General features: G+C 64.7%; 17 protein-coding genes, 1 tRNA gene and 2 rRNA genes. All 20 read right to left on the bottom strand.

Translation table 11 applies throughout. From position 1 onward, the window contains the following. Position 1: 1 nt before the first annotated feature. The gene (locus HZS54_RS04680) at positions 2–262 is read right to left on the bottom strand and encodes a hypothetical protein (protein ID WP_179920788.1); all 261 of its coding nucleotides are present in this window, start codon (positions 260–262) and stop codon (positions 2–4) included. A 179-nt stretch (positions 263–441) separates the two neighbouring features. Next, positions 442–2,313, bottom strand: coding sequence for a phage portal protein (locus HZS54_RS04675; protein WP_179920787.1), 1,872 nt, complete (start codon positions 2,311–2,313; stop codon positions 442–444). Next, positions 2,310–3,896, bottom strand: a complete 1,587-nt coding sequence (locus HZS54_RS04670) for a phage terminase large subunit family protein (RefSeq protein WP_179920786.1) — start codon at positions 3,894–3,896, stop codon at positions 2,310–2,312. Before HZS54_RS04670 ends, HZS54_RS04675 begins: the two co-directional genes overlap by 4 nt. Beyond that, the gene (locus HZS54_RS04665; protein WP_179920785.1) at positions 3,886–4,614 is read right to left on the bottom strand and encodes a hypothetical protein; all 729 of its coding nucleotides are present in this window, start codon (positions 4,612–4,614) and stop codon (positions 3,886–3,888) included. Before HZS54_RS04665 ends, HZS54_RS04670 begins: the two co-directional genes overlap by 11 nt. 57 nt (positions 4,615–4,671) lie before the next feature. Next, positions 4,672–4,959, bottom strand: coding sequence for a hypothetical protein (locus tag HZS54_RS04660; protein WP_179920784.1), 288 nt, complete (start codon positions 4,957–4,959; stop codon positions 4,672–4,674). Between the two features lie 2 nt (positions 4,960–4,961). Then, positions 4,962–5,222, bottom strand: coding sequence for a hypothetical protein (locus HZS54_RS04655; RefSeq protein WP_179920783.1), 261 nt, complete (start codon positions 5,220–5,222; stop codon positions 4,962–4,964). A 327-nt stretch (positions 5,223–5,549) separates the two neighbouring features. Next, positions 5,550–5,765, bottom strand: a complete 216-nt coding sequence (locus HZS54_RS04650) for a hypothetical protein (protein ID WP_179920782.1) — start codon at positions 5,763–5,765, stop codon at positions 5,550–5,552. After that, positions 5,758–5,922, bottom strand: a complete 165-nt coding sequence (locus tag HZS54_RS04645) for a hypothetical protein (RefSeq protein WP_179920781.1) — start codon at positions 5,920–5,922, stop codon at positions 5,758–5,760. Before HZS54_RS04645 ends, HZS54_RS04650 begins: the two co-directional genes overlap by 8 nt. Before the next feature lie 21 nt (positions 5,923–5,943). Then, positions 5,944–6,582 (bottom strand): HNH endonuclease, encoded by a 639-nt coding sequence (locus tag HZS54_RS04640; protein WP_179920780.1) that lies wholly within the window; start codon positions 6,580–6,582, stop codon positions 5,944–5,946. A 66-nt stretch (positions 6,583–6,648) separates the two neighbouring features. Further along, positions 6,649–7,272 carry a hypothetical protein gene (locus HZS54_RS04635; protein ID WP_179920779.1) on the bottom strand — a complete coding sequence of 208 codons (624 nt, stop codon included), beginning with the start codon at positions 7,270–7,272 and terminating at the stop codon, positions 6,649–6,651. Between the two features lie 125 nt (positions 7,273–7,397). Continuing rightward, positions 7,398–7,646: a MarR family transcriptional regulator gene (locus tag HZS54_RS04630; protein WP_179920778.1), complete on the bottom strand. Its 249-nt coding sequence runs from the start codon at positions 7,644–7,646 to the stop codon at positions 7,398–7,400. Continuing rightward, positions 7,643–8,011 carry a hypothetical protein gene (locus HZS54_RS04625; RefSeq protein ID WP_179920777.1) on the bottom strand — a complete coding sequence of 123 codons (369 nt, stop codon included), beginning with the start codon at positions 8,009–8,011 and terminating at the stop codon, positions 7,643–7,645. The genes HZS54_RS04630 and HZS54_RS04625 overlap by 4 nt, the downstream gene beginning before the upstream one ends. Then, complete coding sequence (locus tag HZS54_RS04620) at positions 8,008–8,961, bottom strand: DNA adenine methylase (RefSeq protein WP_179920776.1); 954 nt, start codon at positions 8,959–8,961, stop codon at positions 8,008–8,010. Before HZS54_RS04620 ends, HZS54_RS04625 begins: the two co-directional genes overlap by 4 nt. Further along, the gene (locus tag HZS54_RS04615) at positions 8,961–9,509 is read right to left on the bottom strand and encodes a DUF1643 domain-containing protein (RefSeq protein WP_179920775.1); all 549 of its coding nucleotides are present in this window, start codon (positions 9,507–9,509) and stop codon (positions 8,961–8,963) included. Before HZS54_RS04615 ends, HZS54_RS04620 begins: the two co-directional genes overlap by 1 nt. A gap of 2 nt (positions 9,510–9,511) precedes the next feature. Then, complete coding sequence (locus HZS54_RS04610) at positions 9,512–11,617, bottom strand: minichromosome maintenance protein MCM (RefSeq protein ID WP_179920774.1); 2,106 nt, start codon at positions 11,615–11,617, stop codon at positions 9,512–9,514. Positions 11,618–11,804: 187 nt separating this feature from the next. Beyond that, complete coding sequence (locus HZS54_RS04605; RefSeq protein WP_179920773.1) at positions 11,805–12,293, bottom strand: hypothetical protein; 489 nt, start codon at positions 12,291–12,293, stop codon at positions 11,805–11,807. Further along, positions 12,286–12,444, bottom strand: a complete 159-nt coding sequence (locus HZS54_RS04600; protein WP_179920772.1) for a hypothetical protein — start codon at positions 12,442–12,444, stop codon at positions 12,286–12,288. The genes HZS54_RS04605 and HZS54_RS04600 overlap by 8 nt, the downstream gene beginning before the upstream one ends. Positions 12,445–12,578: 134 nt before the next feature. Next, positions 12,579–12,654 (bottom strand) — tRNA-Cys (locus tag HZS54_RS04595). 183 nt (positions 12,655–12,837) lie between these two features. Beyond that, a 5S ribosomal RNA gene (gene rrf, locus HZS54_RS04590) occupies positions 12,838–12,959 on the bottom strand. 128 nt (positions 12,960–13,087) lie between these two features. Continuing rightward, a 23S ribosomal RNA gene (locus HZS54_RS04585) occupies positions 13,088–16,008 on the bottom strand. Positions 16,009–16,257: the final 249 nt, after the last annotated feature.

The raw sequence follows: 16,257 nt of genomic DNA, 5'->3' as shown, positions 1-16,257 counted from the left end.
GTCAGTCCTCCCGCTGGATCATCGCGACGTGCTCGTCGCTCACCAGCGCCATGTTGCCGTCGCCGACCAGCGCCGGCCCCATACCGTGAGACAGGTCCCACTGTTCGGCGATTTCCAGACGGACGTAGCCCGGAGGGACATCGTTCGCTGCTTCCGGTACGGCGACGGCGGTGTCTTCTGCGTCGGTGGCGACTTGGACCGTATCGCACTCCACGTCGAGGAACTCATCGCCGAACCGAAGCGTGACCGTGTAGTCTGACATCCTTACTCCTCAGTGTCGTCCGCGGCGTTGTCGGCGTCCTCGTCGTCGGCACGACCGGTAGATCGGACGCCGCGCTTCTCGCCGCGCTCCTTGTCGCTGTTCTTGCTCATGGTGAGAATCGCGCCCGGTCATGCCTCGCGCGGGTCGTCGGGTTGCGCCCGCGGTCATCGGTCCTGGCGTCAGTCGTCCGTTGGTGTCGGCGCCGACGCCCCGATCTGCGGCCACCCCGTCGTGTCGGTCAGCTCCTCGTAGACGTAGTCCCACTTGATGTTCTCGTGGTGGTAGGAGCCGTGACTGCCGGCCTCTTTCAGCCCCTGCCACGTCTCCTCGGGGACGTCGAGGTAGACGTAGATCCGGTCGACGGGGTCGCCGTGGAACCGGATGTAGAGGTCGCGCGTCTCTCGGTCGTACAGCCCGGCGACCAGATTTGACGAGTCGAACTGCGCCATGTCGACGCGGACCTCGTCGGGGGAGAGCGGGTCGTCCGCCTGGACCGTGACGCCGGGGCGAGTCCCGACCTTATTCTCCTTCGGTGGGGCGTCCTCGGGTCGGCTGGCCTGCATCTCCGTGTCGCCGTCGAACTCGGCGCCGACATTGGCGACCAGCGTGTCACCGTCGACGTCGTGATCCTCGGGGAGCGGGTCCTCGCCGATCATCTCCAGCGCTCGGTCGACCGGGATCGCCCCACGGACGGCCTGGATCTTCGACCGCGCCGTCCGCGCTTCCTCGGCCGGCCGGTCGGCGCCCCGGAGTTCGAAGTCGATCGTCCAGTCGTCGACGCCGAGCGCGGTCTGGTGGAGGATGCGGTAGAGCCGCGCCTCGAACTTGGCCTGCTCGGGGGCGATGACGTCCTCGGCGAACTCCTGGACCTGCGCCTCGGAATTCGACCGGTTGGACGTCGACGTCACGTTGATGAGGATGGGCGGGACCTCGTGGACCTTCGCGATCTCGTGCTCGTTGCGCTCGCGGAACTGCTGGAACTCCATGTCGTTCTGGTCGGTCGCTCCCAGCGGCTCGAACTCGATCTCCACGTCGCTCGGGTCGCCCTCCGCGAGCGGGTTGTCGCTCTCGAACTCGAAGCCCTCCACTTCGAGGATCGCCGTCCGGTAGCGTTCGCCCTTGAGGTTCTCCTGCAGCTGCCGGAGCTCCTCCTTGCTGTCCTCGGTGAGCGTGCCGCCGTAGACCTTGATCGCGTAGTGGGGGATCCCGAGGTTGTCGAAGATGTCGTGGTTCATCTCCTGGGCAGCCTCGTCGGCGGCCATCGTCCGCATGGCGGCGACCCAGTCCGGGATCCCGTAGTACAGGGAGATGGGGCTCGGGTTCGGGACGAAGATGAGCTCGTTGGCCGGCCCGTTCGGAAGGTCCTCGGCGCTGGAGGCGATATCGCCCGTCTCCTTGTCGACGAACGTCGGGTCGTCGCCGTAGCGGTCGCCGGCCTCGCCGAAGTAGCGTCGGCGGCCCTGGCGGATCTGGACGTAGCCGTGGCCGCTCTCGATCTCCTCGCGCGTCTCGCCGTCCTCGGTCTCGACCTCCGTCGTGGTCTTGCGGACACGGGTCGTCGCCGACGGGACGTGCGCCAGCCCGACCGGCGTGCCGTCGCCCTCGACGAGGATCTCCAGCGACGCCCACCCGATGCCGTGGTAGTCCAGCCGAGCGAGTTCGAGCACCTCCGTTGGCGTCGCGACGGTCGTGTTCTCCGGGCCGATGGACCATTGCGAGTCCGAGGAGTGCCAGAAGTCGCTGACCGTCTCGTAGGACCCGCCGTCCGGGTCGGGTTCGTCGGCGCTCGGGTGCGGGACGATGTCGAAGCCGTAGCCGCACTCGTAGCGGGCCTTCTTGCGGAGACAGGCCTGGTGGGTTTCGTTGAGCTCCTGGAAGGAGGCGAGCGTCTCGGGGTTGTACGGCGGGACGATCCCGCGGCCGACGTCCGTCGCGATGCGCCGTTCGTCGAGCTGTGTCGTCTCCGTGGCCTTCTCCATCGCCCCGCTGTTGCCGGGCGTCGAGACGGACAGGGAGACGCGCGTCTCACCGTCGTCAGTATCGTCTGTCACAGGTATGAAACACCTCCAGTGTCGTCAGCGTCGTCGCCGGCGTCGAGCGCCCCCATGTCCTCCAGCCGGCGGATGCCCTGCTCGGCCATGTACCAGCTGGCGATGAGGTCCGGCGTGTGGCCTTTCAGCTTCCCGTCGGACAGCGTCAGCGAGAGCGCCGCCTGGATGAAGTCCTCCGTCGGGCCGTGCCCACGGTAGAACTGGATACCGCCGTTCTCGACGAGCCGGCGGAGCCGTGGGATCCCGTTCTCCCAGCTGTGCTTCTTGCCGGTCGTCGGGATCCCGGTGACCTTCGAGCGCAACGACGCCGAGAACTCGACGGCGTCGTTCGCCACGTACTGCTGCATCCCGTTGGACTCGATGACGACCATCGCCGGATCGTACCGGTCGTCGAGGTCGGCCAGCTCCGCCTTGATGGCCGAGGGCTGCATCCCCGTCTCCGCCCGCGCGTCCAGGAGGCGCCGGCGGCCGTCGCGGCCGACCCGCCACGCGGTGAACGCCGCGTGGTCGCCCGTCGACGACTGGGCGGGGTCGTGGGCGACGATCGTCGCCTCGCCGGCGCCGGGCGAGAGGTCGCGGGGCGGCGACTGCCCGCGGATGGAACAGCCGTCGTCGTTAACGAGTCGGTCGACGTCGGACTTCTCGATGAGGTTGCCCGACGCGCCACGGATGACCATGCAGAACTCCCGCCAGAACAGGTGGGGGCTCATCTGGTCGTACTTCTCGGCCAGATACTGGGGGCCCCGGGCCTCGGGCCAGAGGACGTGGACCTCGTCGTCGACGAGCGGCCGGCCGTCGACCTCGGTGTAGAGCCCCTCGGGCGGCCGGCGCTCGCGCCAGGTGTCGTCCTCGCGGAACTCCCGGTCCCACTCTTCGAGGACGGCCGGGTACTCGGTGAAGTCGTAGGCGTCGCGGTCGATCAGGTGCGAGTAGATGTCGTCCGGCCGCTTGCGCGTCCCGATGACCGCGGTCGTCCCGGAGTCCTTGACCATGGGCACGGTGACGCCCTCGATCCACTGCAGGATCTCCTCGGTGTCGCCGTCGCCGCGCTCCTTGATGACGTCGTCAAGGATCAGCTGGTGTGAACGGTCGCCCTCGATGGCGCCGAACAGCCACCCGGCGAACAGCCCGGAGCCGTGCGGCCAGATCTTCGCCTCCTTGGTGTCCTGCTCGGGGGGCTTGTTGAGGTTGACCAGCCAGGGGTTCCGCTCGACGATCTTCCAGAACTCGGTGTCGGCCTTCTTGTGCGCCTGCCCCTGGGTGTTCGTGATCCAGTGCGCCAGGAACCCGGGCTGGTACTCCAGACAGGCGATGACGAAGCCCAGCGACGCCGTCGTCTTCAGCGAGTCCCGATGGGCGAGCATCCCGATGTTGTTGCCGCTGGCGAACTGCTCGGCCCAGTGGACGTGAACGTCGCCGATCGGGACATGGTCGTCGCGCTCGGCTGCCATGTAGCCCTCGGTGAGCCGGTTGAAGTAGACGTCCCACGGACAGCCGTCGAACGGGTTGAGGACCTCCCGGAGGGCCGCCGGGTCTTCGAGGGACTCGACGAGCGTGTCTGCGTCGGCGGGCTTACTCGCCATCGTCACCCTCCGAATATCGCTCCCGGAGCACCTCGCGGGCGATTTCCTTGGTCTCCTCGTCCAGGCCGACCGTCGACTCCGTCTCCAACGACCCTTCGAGTTCGACGCGCTCCTTGTAGACGCCGAGCGCGTCGCCCTTCGCCTGCAGGTGACTGGACTGCTCCTGCCGGGCCATCGCCCGGGACTTCCGGTCCGGCTGGTCCCGCTGCAGGCCGTCGAACTCCTTCGTGTACCGAGGCGATCCGTCGACGGCCTGGACGGGGTACTCCTCGCCAGGCTGGACGCGAGTCTCGTCACCGGTGAATCGGACGATCACGTCGCGCTCGCTCGCCCACTCGGGTCGGTCGGGGTCGTCGATGTCGACGATCTCCCAGTCGGGCACCCGCTTGGGTGTCTCCCGGTCGCGACGGACGCGTTCGGTCTTCGGGACGACCCGGACGATGGGCTGGTCCTCGGTCGCCTCGAGCTCGGCCTCGCGAGCGCGCTGGTAGAGCTGCTCCTCGCGCTCGGCGATCTGCAGGCGCACGTCGGCGTGGCGCTGCTCGATGGCCTCGATGACCTCCTCTTTGGGCTGCTCGTTGAGGTAGTCGCGGACGGTCGACCGGGCGTAGCTGCCGATACCCTCCTGCTCGAAGCGCTCGCGGATCTCCTCGACGCTGAGATTGTCGAGGTGATGCCACTTCAGGGCGAGATGGACTCGGCGGTCGCGTGTGGACATGGGTGGAAACCGTCGCGTTGCGTCGCGACGTGGTATATATTTTAAATAGGGGTGCAGTCAGCCGAGTGCAACCGTCTGTAGACCCCTCACGATTCCGAGACCAACGAGGAACAGCCCCAGCGCGTACCAGGGCTCCCGGCGGACATCGGAGAGGTACTTCACCGACCCGAACTTCGCGCCCAGTGCGATGAACACGAACAGGGCGGCGAGTTCGTAGTGGCCGGTCAGCCCGACGACCACGCCGACGGCCAGGCCGACGATCGCGGCGTGGAACTCCCGAAGTGTCGAGAACAGGCCGTCGCGCTCGGTCTCGGATTCGTCCGTGCTCGATGGGATCAGCGACATGGTCAGGCCTCGGCGTCGTTGATGAGGTACTCCAGGGCCTCGGGGCCGGAGATGATGATCGCGACCAGCGCGAAGGCGGCCAGCGGCGGCGCCCCCAGCCGCATCGCGTAGATCCCGGCGGCGGCGCCGACCAGTTGCGTCACGGCCTTGATGAGTTTGTAGGTCTTGAGCGTCATCCCGACGTGACTCCTCAGGTAGCTGTCCAGCGTGTCGTTGCAGTCTCGTAGCTCTTGTTTGAGCGATGGGCTGTTCGAGGTCGCCATGGGGTCATCCAAAAGGTCGCCCCCGGGGAGATGCTCCCCGGGACGCCGCGGGTAGCCCGTCTCCCGGTTGTCCCGGGAGCCGATAGGGCATCGCGGCGTCTCTTGCGACGACAGATGGGGCCGGAGTGGCAGTGGGTGTGACGTGGAGGAGTCACCGACTCACGAATCGAATCCGCAGAGTGCGCAGTAACCGCGCGGGTCTGACCGTCCTGTATGCGGTCGTCGACGTTGTGGCCCCTCGTGTGCCTCGCACCGTCTCGCGTTGGTACGCCCCTCGGCATCTCGAACGTGACCGCCCTACCCGGGCGGGCGTCATCGGGGATGGTGTTAGCGCTCGCCGATCGGTGACAGGCCCAGATCCTCCGGATCGAGACCGTCCAACGAGGATCGCGATCCGCTACTGCGACACTTGGGCGGGCGTTCGACGGGCTCCTCGAACTCGTGCTGGCACTTGTCGCACAGGAACGCCGGCTCTTTGCGCAGTCGGCGGTGGATATCGCACCGGTCGCAGTTCGGACACGCCTCGACGACGTGCTCACCCATCGAGATCGTCCTCGTCGACGCGCCAAGTCGACCCGTCCACGTCGAGGACGAGCTCGTCGCGAGGGCCGCGCCCGTAGTCCGCCGTGGGCTCGCGGGCGACGATCTCGCCGGAGACCTCGCGACCGGCGATCGTCGTCTGGACTTCCTGGACGCTCATGGCTGGAAAACTGCCGCGTTGTTACTGGACTGCTGCCCGAACCGATTCACCGACCGCCTGTCGATACATTTCCCGATCATCTGCCATCTCCTCCTCTGATTTGAGTTCCCGAACGGTGTCGTAGAGAACGTCCTCGTCGAACGGGATGTCGCGGTCTTCGAGGCGGTCGATGAGGGTATGGGTCCGGTCGATCGATTCCCGCACCGAGAGCGTTTGCTTCGACTTCGCCCCGTTGCTGGCACCACAGCCAGGACACAGACTGCGTCCAGTAGCCCTTTCGTGGCAGTTCGTGCAGATGTTGGACGAGAACCAGACGACGCGGTCGTAGAGCACTTCTGGCGTGACTTCCAGCATGAACCGGTCGACGGTGTCGGTCACCAACTCTGAGACGACCTCGCGGACCAGCAGCCCGGGTTCTACCTCTGCGAGCCGCGGCCTGTCGTCTCGGCCCTCCCACGTCTTGTGACAGTACTTGCAGAGGACGACGAGGTTCTCTACGTAGTGCGCGTCCGCTGGCACATCGAACTCTCGAACGGGCTTGATGTGGTGGACATGAAGGTCGTCCTCGGAACCACAGTCCTGACACCGCCCGTTGTCGCGAGCGAGTGCAGCACTACGCGCGACCGCCCATTTCTCCCCAGTATATGCACCCCGAGCCATGGGCAGATTTCGGAGGAGAGGGACTTTAAACTCCGAAAACCGGAGTGAAAGTAGTCCGGCGCGTGTTCACCTCGGCTCGATCGCCTCGCCGACCGCCCGCTCCCAGTCGGCCGTCGCGGGATCGCCACCGACGGCGTCGACCAGCTGCGTCGCGTCGACCGTCTTGTCGTGCTGGTCTTCCCGGCCGAGCAGCGCGAGGATATCACAGAGCCGCCGGGCCGCCGCCGGTGTCGACGTGATGCCCTCGCGCCTGAGGTAGTCGTCGCGGTGGTCCGTCGTCCCGCACGAGCAGACCGTGCCCGTGACGACGGCGTCCCCCGACGGCGCCCGGCCGCCGGCGTCCTCGTCGAGGACGTAATGGCCGTCCTGGCGCTCGCCCAGCTCGCCGTGCTCGGTGAGGTGCTCGTAGCCGACGATGCAGTCGGCGAACGTGTCGGCCACCGAGTCGTGCTCGACGGGCCCGACGATGAGCGTCTTGTCGACGCGCTCGATCTCTTTGACCTGCCGGAAGCAGTTGTGACAGAAGCGGTGGTCCCGCTGGATGTGCTGGACGAGGTTGCGACCAGTCACGAGGTCGGCACATCGCTGGGAGCAGTACGAGCCCTCGGCGCCGGCGCCTTTCGGGAACGTCTGCTCGCAGGCGTCCCGATCACAGTCGTATCGCTCTCGCTGGGTGGATGTTACGGACATGGCTGGTGAAAACAGCAGCTACGTAGGCCCGGTGCTCTCAACACCGTGCCACGAACCCCGTGAAGGTGTAGGCTAAACTGTACTCGCTGGCCGTAAAAAGCGTGATATACCGGCATTTCCTCGCCTCAGGGGGAGGGGGTGGCGAGGGAGTACAGCGACTGGCGAGCGTCGTGGATGTTGGGGCGCTTCTCGACGACGCCCGCCTCGACGAGCTCGCGCAGGCGGAGCCGGGCCGTCCGCGGCGCCGTCCCGGTCAGCTCGACGAGTTCGTTCTGCGTGCAGGGCCCGTGCTGGCGGAGTGCTACGTACAGCAGCTTCTCCGTCGGCGTCGCGTCGATGACGTAGTCGTCGGCGATGAGGGCCTGGTCGGTCATCGTTTCCCCGGGGGGCCGTGCTCGCCCCAGACCCGCTCGATCGCTTGGTTCGCCGCTTCGAGTCGGCGCTGGTCGCCACGGCCCGCCCAGTACTCGGCGACGTTCCGCAGGTCCGGCTTGGTCGCGAGCGTGAGACGGGTGTGGCCGCTGCTGTCCCGCCACTTGTACAGGTCGTCGTTCTCGACGGCCGCGCGGATCGACCGCTCGACGCCGTCGACCGGGAGGTTCGCGTGGGCGCAGAGGATCAGCCGGATCTGGTACGGGCGACAGCCCGGATGCTGGACGCCGCCCGTGTTGTGGGCGACCGTGGAGAGGACGCGCTCGTAGCGTTCCTTGCGGTCGGCGCGGGTTTCGTCGGTGCTCACTCGGACCCCTCCGGTTGCTCAGTCCCCGTGTCTACTGAACGATCGTTGCGTCCGCCGTCGGCCTGAACCAAAGTCGTCTGCGCCGTCGACGCGTCGACGAACTTCGGAGCGTCGGCCGGGTCGTACGAGAGGTACAACCGCTCCGGTCGGGAGCTGTTGTCGAGAGACGCCGACCGACTGTAATCGCGCTCGACGACGGCCGTCGCGATGTCTTCGAGTCCGGCGGGCGGCTCCGAGTACGAGACGGCCCAGTCACCTTCGAGGCCCTCCAGGTCCTCGACGAGAGACGCGTGGTCGAACAGCGGCCCGCGGTAGTAGTTGTCTTTCTCCTCGACGTACGGCGGGTCACAGTAGAACAGTACGCCCGTCTCGTCGTACCGCTCGAAGATGGTCGAGTAGTCGCCCGACTCGATCGCGACGCCCTTGAACCGGTCGCGGAGGTGCTGGATACGCTCGGGGACGCGAGCCCAGATTTCCGACTTCTGCGGTCCCTTCCGCGGCGTATCCGTCGCGAAGCCTGCGCGCTGTCCGTACCGACCGCTGAAACTCGCGTAGCGCAGGAACACCCACCGCGCCGCTCGCTCAACGCGCTCGGCGGCGAGGTCCTGGTCCGGGTCGCGGAACCGTCGCGACCACTGGTTGTAGATGCCCCGCGAGTACGGGATGTTCCGGACAGCGTCGGCGAGGGCGTCGGGATCGTCCCGGACTACCTCGAAGAACTCGGCGACATACTCGTCTCGGTCGTTGAAGATCTCGGCGTGGCTCCTCTGTTTGTTCAGCAGCACGCCAGCCGCGCCACCGAACGGAACCACGAACGTCTCGTGGTCGCGGAAGTGGTCGACGATCCACGGCGCGAGATACGTCTTGCTCCCGATGTACGGGAACGCCGAGAGCTTCCGGCCCGAACGCTCAGTATCGCTCGTGTAGCTATCAGTATCATCTCTCGACATTACTCGTCACCTCCTGTGTGTAGACACTGCTTGTTCCACGGCTCTGGCTCTGCATCCGACGGCTGGTAGAGCGGGTGAACAGGGTGACCATCCTTCGTCGTCCCCAGCGCGTACAGGTCCGCGTCGAGCATCTCGGCGACTCTGCGGCCGCGGTCGCGGTAGGCGCCGTTCGTGCCCCAAGCCGCGACCACGAGCTCAGCATCCTCGCAGATCTCGTAAAGGTGGAAGATGTTGTGAGGACCGGCGGGGTCGTCGCACTCCCGGAGCGCATCGGGGTCGGGGCTCCGCTTTGCGAACAGGTTGCCGACGACGATCGAGCCGTAGCCCCAGTCCTTCGCATACCCGATGCACCGGCGAATCGTCGGATCATCCTCCGTCTCGTCGGCGGTGGAGGGATTCAGCATGATCCACGCCAGCGTTGGCTTCTCGGTGTCCCAGGTCCGGGTTAGCCGGTATCGGTACTCTCGATCGTCGGATAGGGCCGCGTCGGCTCGGTCGTCTTGAAGCAGCGAGTTCTCAGTACCGCCGCTCGTCTTATCGTTCGCCATCGTCAGTACCCCCCGATGTAGCGGATGTGACCAGTCTTCGGCTCCGTCGCCACACCCTTCTCGTAGAGCAGGCTGTCGATGTCCTTCTCGACGCGGGCGCGGTCGTAGTGCTCCGCCAGCTCCTCGACGACCGCGTCGATCTCCGCCATACCGTCGTCGCCCTCAGACTGCCGTTCTTGGATGGTGTTGATGACCTCCTTCTTGCGGTCCTTCTGGGCCTTGGACCCACCCGTCTCCTTCACGTCCGCGTCGAGGTTGCCGTCCTCGTCGCGGCCGATGTCCTGCATGGACTGCCCGACCAGTTCCGTCGCGATGTCGACGTGGCGCTGCTCGATCGTCTCCGAGAGTTCGAAGCGCGCAGCCGCCTCCGCGACGCGGACGATCCCCTCCAGTGACCGAAAGGTCACCGGGACGGGCTCGCTTTCGTCGTAGTCGTACAGCCCACGGAGCGAGAGCCACGACTCGCGGATGCTCTCCTCGACAGACTCGTCGGCGAACACCGGATCGGGCTGGCGCTTCGCCAGCGCGATCCACGCCCGCAGCGTCTCCACCTCGATCGGCCCCTGCGGGTCGGCGCTGTCTTCGAGCGAGTCCATGTCGCGCCCGTTGCGCTTGGCCGCGTCTCGCGCGGTGAGCACGTGGTGAGCCACCGCGTCGTCCTCGTCCTCGTCGGGCTTGTCGCGGAACGTGTAGACGAGGTCGAACCGCGACAGCAGTGCCGAGTCGAACGCGAACTGCTCGGCGACTGGCTCGTAGGGATCGAACCGGCCGTGTTTGGGGTTGGCCGCGGCGATCGCCGCGATCCGCGTCTGCAGGTGCGTGTTGATGCCCCCCTTCGTGATGTGGATCGACTGTTTCGACATCGGTTCGAGGAGCGCCGCTCGCACCTCCGGCGGCATGTCGTCGAGCTCGTCGATGGCGAGCACGCCGCGATGGGCCTTGACCGCGGCGCCGGCGTCGAGCGTCCACGACCCGTCGCCGAAGTCGTCTTGGACGGCCGTCGCCGTCACGCCGGCGACCGTCGCGCCCGTCCCCGAGACGCCGACCGCCCGCCACCCGACGCCCTCCGCCCGGTCGACGAGCTTCGACTTGCCCGTCGAGGGGTCGCCGATGAGCAGGATGTGGACCTGGCCGCGGTCGAAGTCGCCGTCCTGGTACTCGACGTGCGCGCCGCCGACCAGCGATAGGACGATCGCCCGCTTGGGGATATCGTAGCCGTAGATCTTCGGCGCGAGTGTCTCGGCCGCCAGCTCCAGCGGGTCACCCTGCTCTCCGCCCGCGAGCGCCTTTATCTGCTCGCGTGTCTCCGCGGAGATATCGAGGTCCTCCGCGTCGGTCTGCTCGACGGCGATGTGCTGGCCGTCGACGTAGGGTTCGAACTTCGCCGTGTCCTGATTCCCCTGGGACTGCTGTTCGAGCTTGATGATGCCCGTTACCGTCGCCCGGTCGCCGGCGGTGACCATGTTCGTGAGATCGCCCGTGACGAACACGTCGATGTCCTGACCCTCACCCTGGGCGTACTCCGGCGGCGTCTGGATGCGCAGCTTCTGCCCGTCGATGAACTCCGACTGGTCGCGGTTGATTCGGAATGGGCCCTGGCGCTCGCAGCTCTGGCACTCGTGCGGTTCCTGATAGTGGCCGTTGCGCTGGGGGATCCGGGTGAGCGTCCCGCAGCGCTGGCACTCGAAGGCCGCCTCCTCCAGCTGGGAGTACGGGTCGGTCGCCTTCTTGATCTCGCCGCGGATCGACCGGAGGACGCCGTCGTGGTCCGAGGGTGAGAACTCCCCCGGAAAGTGCGTCTTGTCGTCCGGGAGGTTGTGGACGCGGGCGCGTGCGTCGCCGAGCTTCACGTCGACCGGAAGATCGTACCGAACCAGTGCGTCCTCCGCGTGGGCACGGACCTGCTCGGGATGGGCGAGGTAGTCGTCCGCGAGATCCGGGTCGTACCGGAAGATGTCGTGGTAGTCGACGTTCAGCGCCTGCTGTTCCTGCGGGTAGTGCTGGGCGAGCGTCCCCATCTCCTCGCGATAGTAGTCGCGATAGAGTTCGAGGAACTGCTCGACCAGTTCCGTGTTCTCCGCCGTGTGTTCTGAGTTCGTGGTTGTCATCGTTGTGTCAGCCGCGTGGGTTTTATTCCGCGAATAAACGGTTTCCACCCGATTCGCCTCTCGAAACCGCAAGTGCGAGACGTGCTGAGCCGAGATTCCCGCAGCTACGGAAACCTTGCTTACACAACCGCACTTGCACTAATCTACACTCAGTACAACGGCGGTGGGATGCCGCGCTCGTGATGCGTCATCCTGAGCGGCCCTCCTCGGCGGCGTCTTTTTTCGCGGAATAAAACGCCGGTCCGCGCTTCGCTTCGGTAGCGTTGACCGCGAGGTGTTCGTTCCCGTCGGCGGGGTCGCGATGCTCGAAGCCGCGGGCGCTGGCGGCCAGCTCCATCAGCGTGTAGCAGTGCGCCGGTGAGGGTTCGCCCTCGAAGACGCTCCACTTGATGTCCTTGTAGTCGAGTTTCGTCAGGCCGTGGCCCTCGTCGGCGCGACGGAAGCCGTACTCGCGCACCTTCCCGACCTTGTCGTCGCGGGTGAGCTGGTCGTACTCGCGACCGTCGTCGAACTCGGAGACGCGCAGCGAGACGGCGGTGAGTTCGCTCTGGAGATCGTCGATCTCGTCCTGCTGGTCCTCGACGAGGTCTTCGAGGTCGCCGACCTTCGCGAGCGCTCGCTGGGCGACCTGCAGGGCGTCCTCCGGGCGCACGTCGGGCTGGTCGTCCTCAGACATCGCGGACCACCTCGTGGCCGCGGACGTGACTCTCGCAGACGACGCGCTCGCCGTGGTCGGGATGGACGATCACTTTCGCCGCGGGGTCGAGACAGCCGGCGCACCCGCACGTCGGGCCGTCGGGCGTCCGGATCTCGTCGAAGACGCTCATGCCGCGACCCCCTGCGCTTCGGCTGGAGTTGGCGGCGATATCTCTATCGCGTTATATGATTCATCACCCGTGGAGAACATCCAACGGCGGGCTTGACGCCCTGAACGCCGTTGGCTTGTCGGGTTTTTGGTATAAGCCAAGGGCCGGATTTGAACCGGCGGTAGGCGGCTCTGCAGGCCGCTGCGTTCGGCCGGACTCTGCCACCTTGGCGCGTCCGATAGTATCCGCCTGCGTCGCTTAAGCCCATCGGATTCGGCCACCTCTCGCGACCGGGATGAGCGTCGCTGTTCGGTACGAAAATACGGAAACCCCCGACCAGTTGTGACTGGTCGAGGGTGATGAGTGCCGGCCAGGTCGGCCGGCGAACTCCGGCCGAATGTGGCCGGGAATGAGTGGAGGCGGCGAACCAGGTTTCCCAGAGACTCTCGTACTCCAGTACTCGCCGGAACGCAGGCGGGCTTAACGTCCGTGTTCGGGATGGGTACGGGTGTCGCCCCGCCGCTATGGCCGCCCTAACGCCGATCCGCGGAATCGAACCGCGTCCGAACACCGCGTTCGGATGCCAGTATCGGTGGTCTCCGAGACTGTGAATACGTGCGATCCAGATTGCGCCTGGACTCGTTCAGCGAGTCGCAGTGCGTATGATTGGTGGCTTCGGTCGATTAGTTCTCGCGGGCTGAACACCTCGTTGCCTCGGTGCGTACACCCCGAGTCTATCGATCTCGTCTTCTACGAGTGACCTCTGCGGTATCTCTTTTCCAGGTGGGTTTCCGGCTTAGATGCGTTCAGCCGTTACCCCGTGTGGCGTGGCTGCTCGGCAGCGCCCTCTCGGACGACCGATACACCAGTGGCCACCATCCGTAGTTCCTCTCGTACTATACGGACGTTCCCGTCAGATACCAATGACACCCCCAATAGATAGCAGCCGACCTGTCTCGCGACGGTCTAAACCCAGCTCACGACCTCCTTTAATAGGCGAACAACCTCACCCTTGCCCGCTTCTGCACGGGCAGGATGGAGGGAACCGACATCGAGGTAGCAAGCCACTCGGTCGATATGTACTCTTGCGAGTGACGACTCTGTTATCCCTAAGGTAGCTTTTCTGTCAGCAATGGCCCGCATCGAGCGGGCGAATTGGTTCGCTAAACCACGCTTTCACGTCAGCGTTCCTCGTTGGGAAGAACACTGTCAGTCCATCTTTTGCTTTTGCACTCTTCGCCGCGTTTCCGACACGGCTGAGATGGACTTGGGGCGCGCTCGATATCTTTTCAAGCGCGTACCGCCCCAGTCAAACTGCCCGGCTACCGGTGTCCTCCGCCAGGAGTGAGGGTCGCAGTCACTACCGGGTAGTGTTTCATGGATGCCTCGGTGGCCCGCTAGCGCGGGTACCTGTGTAACAGCTCCTACCTACACTGCACAGTAGCGACCACGTCCCAGCGACAGCCTGCAGTAAAGCTCTATAGGGTCTTCGCTTCCCCTTGGGGGTCTCCAGACTCCGCACTGGAACGTACAGTTCACCGGGCCCAACGTTGGGACAGCGAGGCTCTCGTTGATCCATTCATGCGAGTCGCTACTGAAGCGACAAGGTACTACGCTACCTTAAGAGGGTCATAGTTACCCCCGCCGTTAACGGGTCCTTCGTCCTGTTGTACCAGGTGTTCAGATACCCGCACTGGGCAGGATTCAGTGACCGTACGAGTCCTTGCGGATTTGCGGTCACCTATGTTGTTACTAGACAGTCGGAGCCTCCAAGTCACTGCGACCTGCCTCTTCCCGAGGCAGGCATCCCTTCTTCCGAAGGTACGGGACTAGATTGCCGAATTCCCTAACGTCGGTTGATCCCGACAGGCCTAGGCTTTCTCCGCCATGGGCACCTGTGTCGGTGCTCGGTACGGACACCGTCCTCGTCTTTTCACGGGCCCCAGGTTGAACCGAATTGCTCTATGCCGCCGTTCGTCCGCTTCGTGCCATTACGGCTTCCACGGAGTTGGACGGTTCGACCGGGCGATGGCCCGGCTCGGTCTACCCCAAGGCGTCGACTTTCAATGGACGGTGGCACAGGAATATTAACCTGTTTCCCATTTCGTCTCATTCGAATTGCGGTGAGACTTAGGACCGGCTAACCCTCAGCTGACGAACAGTGCTGAGGAACCCTTGCCCTTTTGGCCGTCAGGATTCTAACCCGACTTTCGCTGCTACTATGACCAGGATTTTCGTTTCCAATCGGTCCATACGAACTCTCGGCCGTACTTCCACCCGATCGGAACGCCGACCTACACGGTCAGATTGTGATATCTGCGGTCAGGTATCGGTGGTGGACTTGAGCCCCGATCATTTTGGGCGCCTCAAACCTCGGCCGGTAAGCTGTTACGCTTTTCTTGGAGGGTAGCTGCTTCTAAGCTCACCTCCCGGCTGTCTAGGGCTTGAGACCACCTTCGATCGCACTTAGTCCACACTTGGGGACCTTAACCCGACTCTGGGTTGTCTCCCTCACGGTACACAGGCTTACCCCGCGCACCGAACTCCCCGCGTCAAAAGCGTTCGTAGGTTCGGAGTTTGACAGAACGGCCGACCTCTCTCGAGGGCGGTCCGCTCAATCAGTCTCTCTACCCCACGAACTACCTCGACAGGGGTAATGCTTCGACATTTGTCGGTCGGAACCAGCTGTTGCCGAACTCGATGGGCCTTTCACCCCTACACGTAGGTCACGTGAGGGTGTTGTAAAACACCAACACTAGCAGACCTCCACGTGCCTTTCGGCACGCTTCGTCTTGCCCACGCGTAGATCGTCCGGTTTCGGGTCGTGTCAGTTTGACTCCCCGCGCTTGAACACGGCGGCCCTGGGGCAAAGCCCTGCGGCCATGTCGGTTTCCCTATGCCTTCCCCGATGAACGGGTTAGACTCGCCAAACGGACACACTCCCTGGTTCGTTTTTCAAAACGTACGACGGAACATCGGCTCCCCTCCGGTCCTACTGCAGGCTCGCGCCTGGGTCGTTTTCGGAGGGGCCTTTCATGCCCCGTCGCTCCATCGCCACCTGATTTCAAGCCCTGTTTCGCCTCCCTTCTGAGGGTACTTTTCAGCGTTCGCTCGCGCTACTTGTTCGCTATCGGTCTCGAGGAGTATTTAGCCTTGGCAGTAGATGCCTGCCGTATTCACGAGGGATTTCCAACCCCCGCTACTCCGGAACCGGCTCACGTCATACTAGCTTCCGTTACGGGGCTTTCACCCTGTGTCGCGCTCCGTTCCAGGAGACTTCACAGAAGGGTTCCGACGATGAGTGCCGGCCCAATACACCACATTGCCCGAAGGCTTCGGTTTGGGCTGTATCGCGTTCACTCGCGGTTACTGACGATATCTCACTTGATTTCTTTTCCGACCGGTACTAAGATGTTTCAATTCCCGGCGTTCCCCATTGCGCGAAGCAATTGCGGTGGGGATTCCCATTCGGAAATCCGCGGTTCTTCGCTTCCATGCAGCTCCCCGCGGCTTATCGCAGCTTGGCACGTCCTTCGTCGGCTCTCGAGCCGAGCTATTCACCAGGTGGCATAGCAGCCACGTTAGTGGAGAAGGTCCGGTGAGGGACCTTCAATGTGGAGGTCCGGTGAGGGACCTCCGAGTGTGGAGATCCAGTGATGGATCTCCTACGTCGTTGGACTCGATGAACGAGTCCAGTGGACGCCTGGATCGCACGTACACACAGTCTCATCTACACACCCACGGGTGAGGTGGCGCGTGCATCGACCCTTCCCATCCGCGTTCGCACGGGATGGTGCACCGGTCTTCCGTACTACGATTCGAGTGGAGTGCCCC

This window comes from Halosimplex pelagicum, assembly GCF_013415905.1.
Taxonomy (GTDB): Archaea; Halobacteriota; Halobacteria; order Halobacteriales; family Haloarculaceae; genus Halosimplex; species Halosimplex pelagicum.
Note: the sequence above shows the minus strand (reverse complement) of the source record. Positions and strands in the feature narration are given on the sequence as shown.

Bases quoted from the DNA above. Each gene is read 5' to 3' on its own strand.
- HZS54_RS04680 (WP_179920788.1), bottom strand. From the start codon at position 262: ATGTCAGACTACACGGTCACGCTTCGGTTCGGCGATGAGTTCCTCGAC.
- HZS54_RS04670 (WP_179920786.1), bottom strand. From the start codon at position 3,896: ATGGCGAGTAAGCCCGCCGACGCAGACACGCTCGTCGAGTCCCTCGAA.
- HZS54_RS04665 (WP_179920785.1), bottom strand. From the start codon at position 4,614: ATGTCCACACGCGACCGCCGAGTCCATCTCGCCCTGAAGTGGCATCAC.
- HZS54_RS04660 (WP_179920784.1), bottom strand. From the start codon at position 4,959: ATGTCGCTGATCCCATCGAGCACGGACGAATCCGAGACCGAGCGCGAC.
- HZS54_RS04655 (WP_179920783.1), bottom strand. From the start codon at position 5,222: ATGGCGACCTCGAACAGCCCATCGCTCAAACAAGAGCTACGAGACTGC.
- HZS54_RS04650 (WP_179920782.1), bottom strand. From the start codon at position 5,765: ATGGGTGAGCACGTCGTCGAGGCGTGTCCGAACTGCGACCGGTGCGAT.
- HZS54_RS04645 (WP_179920781.1), bottom strand. From the start codon at position 5,922: ATGAGCGTCCAGGAAGTCCAGACGACGATCGCCGGTCGCGAGGTCTCC.
- HZS54_RS04640 (WP_179920780.1), bottom strand. From the start codon at position 6,582: ATGGCTCGGGGTGCATATACTGGGGAGAAATGGGCGGTCGCGCGTAGT.
- HZS54_RS04635 (WP_179920779.1), bottom strand. From the start codon at position 7,272: ATGTCCGTAACATCCACCCAGCGAGAGCGATACGACTGTGATCGGGAC.
- HZS54_RS04630 (WP_179920778.1), bottom strand. From the start codon at position 7,646: ATGACCGACCAGGCCCTCATCGCCGACGACTACGTCATCGACGCGACG.
- HZS54_RS04620 (WP_179920776.1), bottom strand. From the start codon at position 8,961: ATGTCGAGAGATGATACTGATAGCTACACGAGCGATACTGAGCGTTCG.
- HZS54_RS04615 (WP_179920775.1), bottom strand. From the start codon at position 9,509: ATGGCGAACGATAAGACGAGCGGCGGTACTGAGAACTCGCTGCTTCAA.
- HZS54_RS04610 (WP_179920774.1), bottom strand. From the start codon at position 11,617: ATGACAACCACGAACTCAGAACACACGGCGGAGAACACGGAACTGGTC.
- HZS54_RS04605 (WP_179920773.1), bottom strand. From the start codon at position 12,293: ATGTCTGAGGACGACCAGCCCGACGTGCGCCCGGAGGACGCCCTGCAG.
- HZS54_RS04600 (WP_179920772.1), bottom strand. From the start codon at position 12,444: ATGAGCGTCTTCGACGAGATCCGGACGCCCGACGGCCCGACGTGCGGG.